Here is a 15,785-nt window from a genome sequence, read left to right as displayed (position 1 = left end):
ATCTGTGTGGGCACTCGCAGGATTGATATCAACGTCTCCGGACGTAATAAATATCAAGTCTCACGAGTGAACACATAATGAAATTCATTATGACGTTTTACAGATGAGCATCGCTGCACTTGTTGCAGCAAATCAAACTTAAATTGAAGAGTTTGATCATGGCTCAGATTGAACGCTGGCGGCAGGCCTAACACATGCAAGTCGAACGGTAGCACAGAGAGCTTGCTCTTGGGTGACGAGTGGCGGACGGGTGAGTAATGTCTGGGAAACTGCCCGATGGAGGGGGATAACTACTGGAAACGGTAGCTAATACCGCATAACGTCTTCGGACCAAAGTGGGGGACCTTCGGGCCTCACACCATCGGATGTGCCCAGATGGGATTAGCTAGTAGGTGGGGTAATGGCTCACCTAGGCGACGATCCCTAGCTGGTCTGAGAGGATGACCAGCCACACTGGAACTGAGACACGGTCCAGACTCCTACGGGAGGCAGCAGTGGGGAATATTGCACAATGGGCGCAAGCCTGATGCAGCCATGCCGCGTGTATGAAGAAGGCCTTCGGGTTGTAAAGTACTTTCAGCGGGGAGGAAGGCGTTAAGGTTAATAACCTTGGCGATTGACGTTACCCGCAGAAGAAGCACCGGCTAACTCCGTGCCAGCAGCCGCGGTAATACGGAGGGTGCAAGCGTTAATCGGAATTACTGGGCGTAAAGCGCACGCAGGCGGTCTGTCAAGTCGGATGTGAAATCCCCGGGCTTAACCTGGGAACTGCATTCGAAACTGGCAGGCTAGAGTCTTGTAGAGGGGGGTAGAATTCCAGGTGTAGCGGTGAAATGCGTAGAGATCTGGAGGAATACCGGTGGCGAAGGCGGCCCCCTGGACAAAGACTGACGCTCAGGTGCGAAAGCGTGGGGAGCAAACAGGATTAGATACCCTGGTAGTCCACGCCGTAAACGATGTCGACTTGGAGGTTGTGCCCTTGAGGCGTGGCTTCCGGAGCTAACGCGTTAAGTCGACCGCCTGGGGAGTACGGCCGCAAGGTTAAAACTCAAATGAATTGACGGGGGCCCGCACAAGCGGTGGAGCATGTGGTTTAATTCGATGCAACGCGAAGAACCTTACCTACTCTTGACATCCAGCGAATTCGGTAGAGATACCTTAGTGCCTTCGGGAACGCTGAGACAGGTGCTGCATGGCTGTCGTCAGCTCGTGTTGTGAAATGTTGGGTTAAGTCCCGCAACGAGCGCAACCCTTATCCTTTGTTGCCAGCGGTCCGGCCGGGAACTCAAAGGAGACTGCCAGTGATAAACTGGAGGAAGGTGGGGATGACGTCAAGTCATCATGGCCCTTACGAGTAGGGCTACACACGTGCTACAATGGCGCATACAAAGAGAAGCGACCTCGCGAGAGCAAGCGGACCTCATAAAGTGCGTCGTAGTCCGGATTGGAGTCTGCAACTCGACTCCATGAAGTCGGAATCGCTAGTAATCGTAGATCAGAATGCTACGGTGAATACGTTCCCGGGCCTTGTACACACCGCCCGTCACACCATGGGAGTGGGTTGCAAAAGAAGTAGGTAGCTTAACCTTCGGGAGGGCGCTTACCACTTTGTGATTCATGACTGGGGTGAAGTCGTAACAAGGTAACCGTAGGGGAACCTGCGGTTGGATCACCTCCTTACCTGAAGATACCTTCCCGCGCAGTGCTCACACAGATTGTCTGATAGAAAAGTAATGAGCAAGACGGCTGCGAAGTCGTGACACTATCGTGTCCCCTTCGTCTAGCGGTTAGGACTCCGCCCTTTCACGGCGGCAACAGGGGTTCGAATCCCCTAGGGGACGCCACTTGCTTGGTGACAGGTGAAAGGTGTCTCCACAGTATCTCAAAACCAGCTTACGAGCTGCGTTTGAGATATTTGCTCTTTAACAATCCGGAACAAGCTGAAAATTGAAACGACACGTCGCGTTCATTCTCCGTAATAAGAATGAATAAACGATGTGTTCGAGTCTCTCAAATGCTTGCAGTCTGCATGCGTTGCAAAACGCCTGTGGGTTGTGAGGTTAAGCGACTAAGCGTACACGGTGGATGCCCTGGCAGTCAGAGGCGATGAAGGACGTGCTAATCTGCGTAAAGCGTCGGTAAGGTGATATGAACCGCTACAGCCGACGATGTCCGAATGGGGAAACCCGGTGCACTCTGTGCATCATCGCAACATGAATACATAGTGTTGCGAGGCGAACCTGGGGAACTGAAACATCTAAGTACCCAGAGGAAAAGAAATCAACCGAGATTCCCCCAGTAGCGGCGAGCGAACGGGGAACAGCCCAGAACCTGAATCAGTTTGTGCATTAGTGGAAGCGTCTGGAAAGTCGCAGGGTACAGGGTGATACTCCCGTACACAAAAATGCACATACTGTGAGTTCGAAGAGTAGGGCGGGACACGTGGTATCCTGTCTGAATATGGGGGGACCATCCTCCAAGGCTAAATACTCCTGACTGACCGATAGTGAACCAGTACCGTGAGGGAAAGGCGAAAAGAACCCCGGCGAGGGGAGTGAAACAGAACCTGAAACCGTGTACGTACAAGCAGTGGGAGCCTGATTTGTCAGGTGACTGCGTACCTTTTGTATAATGGGTCAGCGACTTATATTCTGTAGCAAGGTTAACCGTATAGGGGAGCCGCAGGGAAACCGAGTCTTAACTGGGCGTTAAGTTGCAGGGTATAGACCCGAAACCCGGTGATCTAGCCATGGGCAGGTTGAAGGTTGGGTAACACTAACTGGAGGACCGAACCGACTAATGTTGAAAAATTAGCGGATGACTTGTGGCTGGGGGTGAAAGGCCAATCAAACCGGGAGATAGCTGGTTCTCCCCGAAAGCTATTTAGGTAGCGCCTCGTGAACTCATCTCCGGGGGTAGAGCACTGTTTCGGCTAGGGGGCCATCCCGGCTTACCAACCCGATGCAAACTGCGAATACCGGAGAATGTTATCACGGGAGACACACGGCGGGTGCTAACGTCCGTCGTGAAGAGGGAAACAACCCAGACCGCCAGCTAAGGTCCCAAAGCCATGGTTAAGTGGGAAACGATGTGGGAAGGCACAGACAGCCAGGATGTTGGCTTAGAAGCAGCCATCATTTAAAGAAAGCGTAATAGCTCACTGGTCGAGTCGGCCTGCGCGGAAGATGTAACGGGGCTAAACCATGCACCGAAGCTGCGGCAGCGACACTATGTGTTGTTGGGTAGGGGAGCGTTCTGTAAGCCGTTGAAGGTGAACTGTGAGGTTTGCTGGAGGTATCAGAAGTGCGAATGCTGACATAAGTAACGATAAAGCGGGTGAAAAGCCCGCTCGCCGGAAGACCAAGGGTTCCTGTTCAACGTTAATCGGAGCAGGGTGAGTCGACCCCTAAGGCGAGGCTGAAAAGCGTAGTCGATGGGAAGCAGGTTAATATTCCTGCACTTGGTGTTACTGCGAAGGGGGGACGGAGAAGGCTAGGTTATCCGGGCGACGGTTGTCCCGGTTTAAGCATGTAGGCGGAGAGTTTAGGTAAATCCGGACTCTTTTTAACGCTGAGGTGTGATGACGAGTCACTACGGTGGTGAAGTAACTGATGCCCTGCTTCCAGGAAAAGCCTCTAAGCTCCAGGTAACACGAAATCGTACCCCAAACCGACACAGGTGGTCAGGTAGAGAATACCAAGGCGCTTGAGAGAACTCGGGTGAAGGAACTAGGCAAAATGGTGCCGTAACTTCGGGAGAAGGCACGCTGGCGCGTAGGTGAAGGGACTTGCTCCCCGAGCTGAAGCCAGTCGAAGATACCAGCTGGCTGCAACTGTTTATTAAAAACACAGCACTGTGCAAACACGAAAGTGGACGTATACGGTGTGACGCCTGCCCGGTGCCGGAAGGTTAATTGATGGGGTTATCCGCAAGGAGAAGCTCTTGATCGAAGCCCCGGTAAACGGCGGCCGTAACTATAACGGTCCTAAGGTAGCGAAATTCCTTGTCGGGTAAGTTCCGACCTGCACGAATGGCGTAATGATGGCCAGGCTGTCTCCACCCGAGACTCAGTGAAATTGAAATCGCTGTGAAGATGCAGTGTACCCGCGGCAAGACGGAAAGACCCCGTGAACCTTTACTATAGCTTGACACTGAACATTGAGCCTTGATGTGTAGGATAGGTGGGAGGCTTTGAAGCGTGGACGCCAGTCTGCGTGGAGCCAACCTTGAAATACCACCCTTTAATGTTTGATGTTCTAACGTAGGCCCGTGATCCGGGCTGCGGACAGTGTCTGGTGGGTAGTTTGACTGGGGCGGTCTCCTCCCAAAGAGTAACGGAGGAGCACGAAGGTTGGCTAATCCTGGTCGGACATCAGGAGGTTAGTGCAATGGCATAAGCCAGCTTGACTGCGAGAGTGACGGCTCGAGCAGGTGCGAAAGCAGGTCATAGTGATCCGGTGGTTCTGAATGGAAGGGCCATCGCTCAACGGATAAAAGGTACTCCGGGGATAACAGGCTGATACCGCCCAAGAGTTCATATCGACGGCGGTGTTTGGCACCTCGATGTCGGCTCATCACATCCTGGGGCTGAAGTAGGTCCCAAGGGTACGGCTGTTCGCCGTTTAAAGTGGTACGCGAGCTGGGTTTAGAACGTCGTGAGACAGTTCGGTCCCTATCTGCCGTGGGCGCTGGAGAATTGAGGGGGGTTGCTCCTAGTACGAGAGGACCGGAGTGAACGCACCACTGGTGTTCGGGTTGTCATGCCAATGGCATTGCCCGGTAGCTAAGTGCGGAAAAGATAAGTGCTGAAAGCATCTAAGCACGAAACTTGCCCCGAGATGAGTTCTCCCTGACTCCCAGAGAGTCCTGAAGGGACGTTGAAGACGACGACGTTGATAGGCCGGATGTGTAAGTGCAGCGATGCATTGAGCTAACCGGTACTAATGACCCGTGAGGCTTAACCTTACAACGCCAGAGGCGTTTTTGAAGAGACGCAGAAGTAGATTTTCAGCTTGATTCATCCGGATAAAAGAATTAGCGATGTCCTGCGGACTTAAGTCCGAAGGATTTTGCGCTGAGGCAAGGCGCCGACCGAGACGGAACGAAGGAGCATACTGAAGTATGTGACTGAGTTACGCGAGGGAGAGCAACGCAGCATCAGCACAAAAGACACAGGACATGGCACCAAGATTTGCCTGGCGGCTGTAGCGCGGTGGTCCCACCTGACCCCATGCCGAACTCAGAAGTGAAACGCCGTAGCGCCGATGGTAGTGTGGGGTCTCCCCATGCGAGAGTAGGGAACTGCCAGGCATCAATTTAAGACTCATTCGTGAGTCGTGACCTTTCAAGTGACGCTGAAAGGGTGAAACACCCAGATTCAGAACGATTTTCTGATTTTGGTACAGAATCGGTGGAGCGGTAGTTCAGTTGGTTAGAATACCTGCCTGTCACGCAGGGGGTCGCGGGTTCGAGCCCCGTCCGTTCCGCCACTTAATTGATAAGCCCTGACTTAATAAGTCAGGGCTTTTTCATGTCTAAAATTCAAGCTCAATTGTTGATTTAATTGCAATATTCTTCTGCTTATAAGCGGATTTTTCAGCAATAATAATGCTGCCACAATGCTCCTCATCGAAATCATTCACAAAACGATGAGGAAAACATGACAATCCCTGCCTTTGGTTTAGGTACCTTCCGCCTGCAAGACGATGTTGTAATTCATTCCGTAAAGACCGCACTGGAACTGGGTTATCGTGCCATCGACACCGCGCAAATCTATGAAAATGAGGCTGCTGTTGGCCAGGCCATCGCTGAAAGTGGCATAGCGCGTGATCAACTGTTTATTACCACCAAGATTTGGATCGAAAACCTCTCAGCAGAAAAACTGATACCGAGTTTGCAGCAGAGCCTGTCAAAACTACGTTCTGACTATGTCGATCTTACTCTGATTCACTGGCCATCTTCCGGTGCTGCGGTCTCAGTGAAGGAGAGCATGCAGGCATTAATGACCGCTAAAGAGATGGGCCTGACACGACAAATTGGAATCTCAAACTTCCCAATTGCGCTAATGAAAGAGGCAATTGAAGCGGTGGGTATCGAAAATATCGCAACCAACCAAATTGAGCTGCATCCTTTCCTGCAGAACCGAGAGGTCGTCGAGTTTGCAAAACAGCAGGGGATACATATTACGTCTTATATGACGCTGGCTTACGGTGAAGCATTGAAGGATGGCACGATTCAGGATATTGCACAAAAGCATCAGGCAACGCCTGCACAAGTTGTGCTGAGTTGGGCGATGCAATCAGGCTATGCCGTTATTCCTTCATCAACCAAGCGTGAAAACCTTGCCAGTAACATTGAGGCTGCTCGCGTTGAGCTTGATGCGGAAGATATGGCGCAAATCGCGGCCCTGGATCGCCAGCAGAGACTGGTGAGTCCTGAAGGCCTTGCACCAGACTGGGATTAAGTCAGATTTTTATCAGCCCTGCATTCGCCAGGGCTGATGATTAACCCATTCACTGAGAAAGTCGATAAAGACGCGTACGCGCTGACTCACTCCCAGATCGCTGTAATAAACCGCATTAAAAGGCATTTCAACGGGCACGCGCTGTTCTGCCAATATCTCAATAAAGGTTCCATCCGCAATTTCGCTATCGACCATGTAATCGGACAGGCAAGCGATGCCCTGATCATCAAGGCACAGTTGTTTGATAGTTTCACCACTATTCGAGGACATTCCCGGCTCAATGTCATAGAGATCGCGGCCATTATCAGAAATTGGCCAGCGGTTTAAACGCAATGGTTCAACAAAGCCAAGGCATTCATGGTGAGCAAGATCGGTTGTGGAAGTAGGTACGCCATATTTCGCTAAATATGCCGGGGTCGCTACCAGTTTACGATAACTAATAAACAGTAAGCGCGCCCGCAAAGTTGAGTCTGTCAGGTTGCCTGCGCGAATGGCCACGTCGACCTTACGTTCAATCAGATTGATAAAACTCTCAGATGAAATCAGCGACAGGCTAACGTCAGGATAGCGCTCACGAAAGGGCTTAATCATGGGAAGAATCAAATGCAGGATGACCGGTGTAGCGGCATCGATGCGCAGGACCCCTTTTGGTGCTTGCTGACGCTCCGTCAACTCATTCTCGGCAGTAGACATCTCCTGCATCAGTTTTTGCACGCGTCGGAAGTAGTGTTCACCTTCGTGTGTCAGTGCGAGTTGGCGCGTTGTGCGCGTCAGCAATGCCACACCCAATTTATTCTCAAGCTTTTTTACTGTGCGGCTAACGGCTGAATTGGCCATCTGTAATTGCTCGGCGGCTCGGCTAAAACTGCCGCTTTCGACCACGGCAATAAAGACTTTTAACTCCTCGGATGACGCTTTCATTATGCTCTCCACAGCAAAAGTCTATTGTTACTTTGCACCTTTTTGTCATTAAAGCATGAGTCGATAATCACGCCCATCAAAACATTCCTGGGAGTTAATCATGCCACTTGCACTCTGGGCGCTGACCATCAGCGCCTTCGCTATCGGAACCACCGAATTTGTTATCGTGGGTCTGATCCCTACCATTGCAGAACAGCTCAGCATCACACTGCCTTCAGCAGGTATGCTGGTTTCTATCTATGCGCTGGGTGTCGCGATCGGCGCACCTGTACTGACCGCGTTAACTGGAAAGCTGCCGCGTAAGCAGTTGCTCATGGGTCTCATGGTGCTCTTCACAGCAGGTAACCTGGTGGCATGGTTAGCTCCCAACTATGAGACGCTGGTGATTGCGCGTTTGTTAACGGGGCTGGCACATGGCGTCTTCTTTTCTGTTGGGTCGACGATTGCTACGAGCCTGGTCAGCAAAGAAAAAGCGGCGAGTGCCATCGCCATTATGTTCGGTGGTTTAACCGTAGCACTGGTCACGGGCGTACCTCTGGGCACCTTGATTGGTCAGCACTTTGGCTGGCGTGAAAGTTTCCTTGCGGTTTCGCTGTTGGGTGCCATTGCATTGGTCAGCAGTATGATTCTGGTGCCGCGTAATATTGCGCAACCCCCTGTTACCACGCTGGCACAACAAGCTCGTGTGATGGTCAATCCTCGCCTGCTGCTCATTTATACCATCACGGCGCTGGGCTATGGCGGCGTATTCACGGCATTCACTTTTCTGGCGCCGATGATGCAGTCGCTGGCTGGGTTCTCACCTTCCGCAGTGAGTGTCATTTTGCTGGGATACGGTATTTCCGTGGCTATCGGTAATATTTGGGGCGGCAAACTGGCCGACAGTCATGGCGCAGTGTCTGCATTAACGCTGATATTTGCTGCGTTGGCCGTATTGTTGCTGCTGTTTCAGTTTACCGCCAGTTCGCACTATATGGCGTTGGTGACAGTGTTGGTGATGGGAATCTTTGCTTTTGCTAACGTGCCGGGGTTACAGGTTTATGTGGTGCAAAAAGCAGAATCCTACGCGCCTGGTGCAGTGGACGTGGCTTCAGGTCTGAATATTGCGGCGTTTAACATTGGTATCGCGCTGGGCTCATTAGTAGGAGGGCATATCGTTGAGCACTACGGGTTGGCTCAAACGCCTTGGGTCGGTGCAGTAATCGTGTTTTTCGCGCTATTACTGGTACGTTTGAGCGGTCAACTTGACAAGTCGCGTGCAGAATTAGCGGCGGAGTAGGGCCACTAAAAATCGCCAGATGAAGTGAACCCCGAAAGTGGGATATCCAGCAAGTAGGGGAATTAGCTTCACTTTGCTGTGAAGCTAATTCCGACAATCAACAACGCCAATTGAAACCCTGCCCTAAAATCCCTATAACTGTCAGGTGAAGTTGTAGTCGTAAATCAGCCAGGCGGGAAAGTGCGAAAGAAAACTTATGCAATGCGTTATACAGCGGGTCAGCCTGCGGAGCGGATATTCCCGCCTGGGGCGATGTTGCATCTGGGGCAGGCGCTGCCGCCTGGTGCACCGTTACCTGCGGATCCTGCCTTGCGGGTTTTAGTGTGGAATATCTTCAAGCAGCAGCGGGCAGACTGGATGTCCGTGCTGCAAGGTTTCGGCAAAGATGCTCACCTGGTTTTACTCCAGGAAGCACAAACCACCCCTGAACTGGTCAAATTCGCCACCAGTAACTATCTGGCGGCCGATCAGGTACCTGCCTTCGTCTTACCTCAGCACCCTTCGGGCGTGATGACGCTGGCTTCTGCGCATCCTGTGTATTGCTGTCCATTGCGTGAACGCGAACCTTTGTTACGCCTGGCTAAGTCGGCGCTGGTGACGGCCTATCCACTGCCGACTGGCGAGATGCTGATGGTGGTCAACATCCACGCGGTGAATTTCAGCCTTGGCGTGGATGTCTACAGCAAGCAACTCGGGCCGATTGGCGAACAGATTCAACACCACCGCGGACCGGTGATCATGGCCGGCGATTTCAACGCCTGGAGCCGCCAGCGCATGAACGCGCTGTATCGCTTTGCTGAAGAGATGACATTGCAGGAAGTGAATTTCACGGATGACCATCGCCGTAAAGCGTTTGGTCGTCCTTTAGATTTTGTCTTCTACCGGGATATGAAAGTCAGCGAGGCTTCTGTGCTGGTCACGCGCGCTTCAGATCACAATCCACTGCTGGTTGAGTTCAATTCAACGTATCCCATCGGGCGTTAACATACGCATACTGTCTGACAACTGACTAAAGAATGAGCTGAAGGGTGTCGGCGAGAAGGGTTGTGGACGGCAGAAAATGAAAAAGGCTGACAAAAGTCAGCCTTTTCGACGTATTAGGTATCAGGTGTTGCGCTATTCTTCACAAACAGCGTGAGCTTGTCGCCCGGCTGAATGTCTTTAGCGTCACTGTTCCAGCGCATAACATCCTGGGTGTTCACACCATGACGTTTTGCAATACTGGCAAAAGAATCACCCTTACGTACACGGTAGGTGATGCTGTTGCCGTTATCAGCCAACTGCGTTGCTTTGCCGCCAACAGTCAACTTCTGACCGATGCGAACTGAAGCGCTGCGCAGGTTGTTCTGCTGTTTCAGTGCACTGACGCTAACGCCAAGCTTGTTAGCAATTGCCGACAAGGTGTCGCCTTTGCGTACCGTATAGTTGTTTCCTGCTGCACTGACTTTCGCCATTTCAACAGGCTGCACGGATGCAATGTCACCGGATGCCAGTGAATTGCGCAGCTTAGCAACGTTGGACTTAGGCACCATAATATAGTGCGGTCCGTTTGGCGCAGTGGTGCCATTTTTATAACCGGCGTTGAAGCTCTTCAACTTGTTGAGCGACATACCGGCCATATCTGCGGCCTGCGTCAGTTCAATTTGCTGCCCCACTTCAACACGTGCTAAAGCACGGCTTTCGTTTGGAGTCGGCAACTTGATACCGTACTGCTTGTTGTTCTTGAGGATTTCACTCAAGGCCAACATCTTAGGTACATAGACCGTAGTTTCGCGTGGTAACGATAAGTGCCAGAAATCAGTCGGCTTGCCGCGCGCCTTATTCTGTTTTATCGCTTTCAGCACTCGTCCTTCACCGCTGTTATAGGCGGCCACTGTTAACAACCAGTCACCGTCAAACATACCGTTCAGACGCTGCATCATATCCAGCGCAACTTTGGTCGAGGCCACCACATCGCGGCGTCCGTCATACCATTGGTTCTGTTTCAAACCATAGTTTTTGCCCGTTTGTGCAACAATCTGCCAGATGCCAGCGGCATTCGCAGAAGATGTTGCATGTGGGTCAAAAGCGCTCTCCACTATGGGTAGCAGTACCAGTTCCATCGGCATTTTACGTTTCTGTATCTGCTCGACAATCCAGTACATGTACGGCTCTGCCCGTAATGTTACATCGTGGAGATAGCTCTTATTTTTTAAAAACTTTGTTTTTTGTTCGCGGATCCGGGGGTTTTCCGGAATCCCCATCTTCAACTCGTCACTAATGTGATTCCAGAGATCGGTATCTTCTGCGAGGCTTGTTCCATCATCCTGCCAGCGCTGCGATAATAATTGATCTCCGTACTTTCCATTTTCACCTTGACCAGCTGAAGACAGGCTCTGTGCATGCTGTACGGGGATATTGGCGTCATTCCTTGATGCCTGACATCCTACCAGCAAGACCGAGGCGAGTAATATCGCTTTAGCCTTCATGTGTGTGTCAATAGTTCGCTTAAAAGACGAGCAACTATACGTTAGGGGTACACACAACACAACCTTAAATATCAAAAACGGTCTTTCTTCCCGCGTAGATCAGCGAAAGTTTGCCATAACGGAGAGGAAGTAACATTAGTCCCTAAAGCCTTTTGTAAATCAGCATCTTGCGTTCGGAGAAATAAATTTATTTCTCGCTCTAAGGCCAATTTTGTTGGCAAAGTGATGCGGTTTTCTGCGCGTAAGTCCTTAATTTGCTGATACCTTGCCAAAATTTTGGGGTCATGAGGCAGAATAGCCGCAGCAAACTTCATATTGGATAAAGTGTACTCATGAGCGCAACAAATCAGGGTGTCTGCAGGAAGTTTATTAAGCTTTTGAAATGAATCAAACATTTGTTCTGCTGTGCCTTCAAATAATCTTCCACAACCGCCAGAAAACATCGTGTCACCACAGAAAAGATAAGGTGAACTGAAATATGAGATATGTCCTAAAGTGTGTCCGGGTGTTGCGATGACACGGAAATTTAGCCCAAGCAGGGTAAATTCATCATTCTCGGCGACGATATGTTTTGCCCCCTTATCCGCCGTTTCCTCTGGCCCGTAAACCGCCATATCGGGATAGTGTTGCAGTAACTCGGCGACACCGTCGACGTGGTCGTGATGATGATGCGTGAGCAAAATGGCCACCGGTTGCCACTTGTTGACTCTGATTTTATCCAGCACCGGTTGAGCCTCGCCGGGATCGACTATCAGGCAGTTTTTATCATCGTCCGTCAGTGTCCAGATGTAGTTATCCTGCAACGCGGGAATACTGGTAAGATTCATAAACACCTCTCAGGTCGTAGAAAAAGGATGATGGTAGAGCATGAAGCCAGCGAAAACACGCCAAATTCTGACTGCGCCGCGCTCCTGGCGCGATATGCCATGGGGCGATTATTTTCGCGATGCACTCACGCAGCAGTTGCAGCCTTACCTTGGAAAGCTGTATGGCTTTCATATGCTTAAACTTGGCAGCCTTAGCGCAGAAATCAATACCAGCCAGTGTGCCATATCGCATCAGGTAAATGTGGGCATTGAGGGCGATGACTTGCAGGTGATCGCCAATACCACGCAATTACCTTTTGAAGCGAAATCGATTGATGCCTGCCTGATGGCGCATACCCTGGCGTGGAGTCAGGATCCCCATCGCGTGCTACGAGAAGTGGATCGCGTCCTGATTGACGATGGTTGGATGATTATCAGCGGGTTCAACCCGTTCAGCCTGCTCGGTATCAGCAAAGGTATCCCGGGTTTGCACGCCCGCGCGCCATGGAGCGGACGCATGTTCAGCCAGGTACGCTTGCTCGACTGGCTCAGCCTGCTCAACTATGAAGTGGTTTATCGCACCCGTTTTCAAGTGGTGCCGTGGCATCGGCAGGGCGGCAAAGTGATCAGTGCGCACCTGCCCGCGCTGGGATGTCTGAACATTGTGGTGGCACGCAAACGAACATTCCCATTAACGCCCACCAAAGCGAAGAAGAGCTTAAACAAAGCGCAGGTCAGGCAAACGGTAAATGCCACGCGCCAGTTTCGTGAAGTGAAGGATCAGGATTCGACCTGATAGCCAACATCATCCTGCGTGGGATGACCGGCCGCGCTGCGCGCCAGTTCATCGCAGCGTTCATTTTCCGGGTGACCGGCGTGGCCTTTTACCCATTCCCACTTGATTTCATGGTGGCTGAGCGCAAGATCGAGTCGCTTCCAGAGATCGACATTTTTCACCGGCTTTTTATCGGCCGTTTTCCAGCCGCGCTTTTTCCAGTTATGGATCCAGCTGGTGATGCCCTGACGCACATATTGACTGTCGGTGCTGAGCACCACTTCGCAGGGCTGCGTTAACGCTTCTAACGCCACAATCGCCGCCATCATTTCCATGCGGTTGTTGGTGGTGAGTCGATAGCCGGTGCTAAACTCTTTTTCATGCGCGCCATAGCGTAAAATGACGCCGTAACCGCCGGGGCCGGGATTGCCCAGGCAGGATCCATCGGTGAATATCTCTACCTGTTTGCGCATCTCTGGTAGACTTCCTTCTGACAAAACGCCAAGTCTGACATAAAACGAGTCCTATGAGCACTGCAAATAACCGCCAGATCGTCCTCGATACCGAAACCACCGGCATGAACATGATCGGTGTGCACTATGAAGGACATCGCATCATTGAAATCGGTGCGGTTGAGGTCATTAACCGTCGCCTGACCGGCAACAACTTCCATATGTATCTCAAGCCCGATCGGCTGGTGGATCCGGAAGCCTTTGGTGTACACGGTATTGCCGATGAGTTTCTTGCCGATAAGCCCATGTTTGCAGACATCGCTGATGAATTCCTGGAATACATCCGTGGTGCGGAGTTGGTGATCCACAACGCCTCGTTCGATATCGGCTTTATGGACTATGAGTTTGGCATGCTGAAGCGCGACATCGGCAAAACCGACACCTTCTGTCAGGTGACGGATAGCCTGGCGATGGCGCGTAAAATGTATCCAGGCAAGCGCAACAGCCTTGATGCGCTCTGTAATCGTTACGAAATCGACAACAGCAAACGAACGCTGCACGGCGCATTGCTCGATGCCGAAATCCTGGCGGAAGTGTTCCTGATGATGACGGGCGGCCAAACTTCGCTGGCCTTCTCCGCGGATGTCGATCAGAACAGCCAAAATACCGGCGATAACATCCAGCGCATTGTGCGTCCGAGTTCAGGATTACGCGTGGTCAACGCCAGCGATGATGAGATCATCGCACATGAAAGTCGTCTGGATTTGGTGCTGAAGAAGGGCGGAAGCTGCCTGTGGCGTGCCTGAATGGGCTGAATTTGCGTGGAAAAGCAACGTTAAGTCGAAAAAATCGGCAAACGATTCATTCCCTCAGAAAAAGCATTGACGGTTCATAAGGCTGCCATTAATATTCGCCTCGTTCTCGACGGGGAACAAAGCGCGGAGCGGTAGTTCAGTTGGTTAGAATACCTGCCTGTCACGCAGGGGGTCGCGGGTTCGAGCCCCGTCCGTTCCGCCAATCATTAAAGAAGCCGATGCAGAAATGCATCGGCTTTTTGCTTTTTCAGGCTGGCATCGGCGCCAACCTGATCATTAGATCAATCCTTCTGCACCGCCACTTCCTGACGGTAAGTACCCACAGAGACTTCACGATCGGCGCGTGCCAGCCAGCGATAGCAACCCGCACCTAATGCCACACCAATAAACCAGCTGAAGTTTGCAACAGCATGCAGTGACGGAATAAAGCTGATCACCAGGCAAATACCTACCGACGGCAGCAGTGCAGCAATCGCTTTCGGGTTAAAGCCACCGCGATACCAGTAGCGTCCCTTTGGCGTGTCATCAAACAGGTCGTCCACGTAAACCTTGCTGCGCTTAATCAGATAGAAATCGGCCACCAAAATGCCAAACAGCGGTCCGATAAAGGAGCCCAGCACATCCAGCGTGTAATGAATCAACTCCGGTGACTGGAACAGATTCCATGGCGTCAGCAGTACAGAACCCACTGCGGCAATCATTCCGCCGGTACGGAAACTGATTTTCTGCGGTGAGCAGTTTGAGAAGTCGAACGCCGGGGAAACAAAGTTTGCCACGATGTTGATGCCGATAGTGGCGATAATCATGGTGAGTAAACCAATCGCGACGGCGACATCATTGCCAACCATGCTCACGGTCTCAATCGGATCGGTAATCATGCGGCCGAACAGCGACTGCGTACCCGACACGATCACCACGGTGACAATCGAGAACAGCAGAAAGTTAAACGGCAGGCCCCAGCGGTTACCCCGGCGGATTTCCCCCATGCTTTTGCCGTAGCGAGAGAAGTCACCAAAGTTGAGCAGTGGACCGGAGAAATAGGAGACCACTAATGCGGTGGCGGTGATCATCTGCCAGGTTTGCTCACCAGTGCTCAACTGCTTGCTGGCCAGCGTAAAGGAGATACCGTCAAAGCCGGTTTTGTATACAATCCAGCCCGCTAGCGCCACCATCACCACGTAGACAGCCGGACCCGCCACATCGATAAAGCGTTTAATCGCGCTCATGCCGTGCCAGAACACCATGGCCTGCAGGAACCACATCACACCGAAACAGCACCAGCCCAGTTGAGATAATCCCAGCCAGCTGCTTTGCGTCATGCCACTCAGTGAAGGGAAGAACTTCAGCAGCACCAGCATTAGTGCGTTGGCAGCTAAGTAGGTTTGAATGCCATACCAGGCGAAGGCGATCAGGCCGCGAATCACCGCGGGGATATTGGCACCAAACACGCCGAATGCCTGCCGTGAAATCACCGCGTAAGGTACGCCTGCCATCTGACTCGGTTTGGCGACGAGATTGGCACACAGCTGCACGATGCAGATACCCACTAACAGACAAAGCAGTACCTGCCAGCTCGCCAGTCCCAGGGTAAAGAAGCTGGCGGCGACCACATAGCCGCCCATGCTGTGCACATCCGACATCCAGAAAGAGAAAATGTTATACCACGACCAATTCTGGTCGCGCGTCGGCGCCAGATCCTCGTTACACAGGCGTGGACTGTAGTGGGCGTTGGCTCCAGAGGCCACCCCGGAGGTCACTTCAGAATGATTTGGCATGAAACCTGCTCCTCTCACAACATGGGAAAAT

Annotated in this window: 10 protein-coding genes, 3 tRNA genes and 3 rRNA genes; 11 read left to right on the top strand and 5 right to left on the bottom strand. The window is 51.8% G+C overall.

What is annotated here, in order from left to right:
- Positions 1 to 140: 140 nt before the first annotated feature.
- The 6 genes from LH22_RS17815 to dkgB all read left to right on the top strand — a co-directional run bounded on the left by LH22_RS17815 (position 141) and on the right by dkgB (position 6,463).
- Positions 141 to 1,680 (top strand): 16S ribosomal RNA (locus tag LH22_RS17815).
- An 89-nt stretch (positions 1,681 to 1,769) separates the two neighbouring features.
- Positions 1,770 to 1,844: transfer RNA gene (locus tag LH22_RS17810), tRNA-Glu, on the top strand.
- Positions 1,845 to 2,058: 214 nt separating this feature from the next.
- Positions 2,059 to 4,965 (top strand): 23S ribosomal RNA (locus LH22_RS17805).
- 229 nt (positions 4,966 to 5,194) lie between these two features.
- Positions 5,195 to 5,310, top strand: a 5S ribosomal RNA gene (rrf, locus tag LH22_RS17800).
- Together the 16S, 23S and 5S rRNA genes with 2 tRNA genes alongside form the textbook arrangement of a ribosomal RNA operon.
- Positions 5,311 to 5,412: 102 nt before the next feature.
- Positions 5,413 to 5,489 (top strand) — tRNA-Asp (locus LH22_RS17795).
- 170 nt (positions 5,490 to 5,659) lie between these two features.
- Entirely contained in the window at positions 5,660 to 6,463 is an 804-nt protein-coding gene (dkgB, locus tag LH22_RS17790) for a 2,5-didehydrogluconate reductase DkgB (RefSeq protein ID WP_038648869.1), read from the top strand.
- A gap of 12 nt (positions 6,464 to 6,475) precedes the next feature.
- On the opposite strand, the gene yafC is transcribed toward dkgB, so the two are convergent.
- A complete protein-coding gene (yafC, locus tag LH22_RS17785; protein WP_038648866.1) occupies positions 6,476 to 7,384 on the bottom strand; it encodes a DNA-binding transcriptional regulator YafC in 909 nt (302 codons plus the stop codon).
- A gap of 100 nt (positions 7,385 to 7,484) precedes the next feature.
- On the opposite strand from yafC, the gene LH22_RS17780 reads away from it, so the two are divergent.
- Together LH22_RS17780 and LH22_RS17775 are read left to right on the top strand one after the other, a co-directional pair.
- A complete protein-coding gene (locus LH22_RS17780) occupies positions 7,485 to 8,663 on the top strand; it encodes an MFS transporter (RefSeq protein ID WP_038648863.1) in 1,179 nt (392 codons plus the stop codon).
- Between the two features lie 180 nt (positions 8,664 to 8,843).
- The gene (locus tag LH22_RS17775; protein WP_038648861.1) at positions 8,844 to 9,647 is read left to right on the top strand and encodes an endonuclease/exonuclease/phosphatase family protein; all 804 of its coding nucleotides are present in this window, start codon (positions 8,844 to 8,846) and stop codon (positions 9,645 to 9,647) included.
- Positions 9,648 to 9,760: 113 nt separating this feature from the next.
- Here LH22_RS17775 and mltD read toward each other — a convergent pair whose 3' ends face one another.
- Together mltD and gloB are read right to left on the bottom strand one after the other, a co-directional pair.
- Complete coding sequence (gene mltD, locus LH22_RS17770) at positions 9,761 to 11,131, bottom strand: murein transglycosylase D (protein WP_034825415.1); 1,371 nt, start codon at positions 11,129 to 11,131, stop codon at positions 9,761 to 9,763.
- A gap of 71 nt (positions 11,132 to 11,202) precedes the next feature.
- Positions 11,203 to 11,958 (bottom strand): hydroxyacylglutathione hydrolase, encoded by a 756-nt coding sequence (gene gloB / locus LH22_RS17765; RefSeq protein ID WP_038648858.1) that lies wholly within the window; start codon positions 11,956 to 11,958, stop codon positions 11,203 to 11,205.
- A 40-nt stretch (positions 11,959 to 11,998) separates the two neighbouring features.
- Between gloB and LH22_RS17760 the strand changes: the two genes are divergently transcribed.
- The gene (locus LH22_RS17760; RefSeq protein ID WP_038648855.1) at positions 11,999 to 12,733 is read left to right on the top strand and encodes a class I SAM-dependent methyltransferase; all 735 of its coding nucleotides are present in this window, start codon (positions 11,999 to 12,001) and stop codon (positions 12,731 to 12,733) included.
- Here the strand turns inward: LH22_RS17760 and rnhA are convergent.
- Positions 12,718 to 13,185, bottom strand: a complete 468-nt coding sequence (gene rnhA / locus LH22_RS17755; protein ID WP_038648852.1) for a ribonuclease HI — start codon at positions 13,183 to 13,185, stop codon at positions 12,718 to 12,720. The two genes, LH22_RS17760 and rnhA, sit on opposite strands and share 16 nt — an antisense overlap.
- 53 nt (positions 13,186 to 13,238) lie before the next feature.
- Between rnhA and dnaQ the strand changes: the two genes are divergently transcribed.
- Positions 13,239 to 13,970 carry a DNA polymerase III subunit epsilon gene (gene dnaQ, locus LH22_RS17750; RefSeq protein ID WP_038648850.1) on the top strand — a complete coding sequence of 244 codons (732 nt, stop codon included), beginning with the start codon at positions 13,239 to 13,241 and terminating at the stop codon, positions 13,968 to 13,970.
- Positions 13,971 to 14,104: 134 nt separating this feature from the next.
- Positions 14,105 to 14,181: transfer RNA gene (locus LH22_RS17745), tRNA-Asp, on the top strand.
- A 79-nt stretch (positions 14,182 to 14,260) separates the two neighbouring features.
- Here the strand turns inward: LH22_RS17745 and LH22_RS17740 are convergent.
- Entirely contained in the window at positions 14,261 to 15,754 is a 1,494-nt protein-coding gene (locus LH22_RS17740; protein ID WP_034825407.1) for an NCS1 family nucleobase:cation symporter-1, read from the bottom strand.
- Positions 15,755 to 15,785: the final 31 nt, after the last annotated feature.

The sequence above is a fragment of the Pantoea rwandensis genome (assembly GCF_000759475.1).
GTDB classification, from domain to species: domain Bacteria; phylum Pseudomonadota; class Gammaproteobacteria; order Enterobacterales; family Enterobacteriaceae; genus Pantoea; species Pantoea rwandensis_B.
The sequence above is the reverse complement of the archived record's forward strand: the minus strand, read 5'-3'. Positions and strand labels throughout refer to the sequence as shown.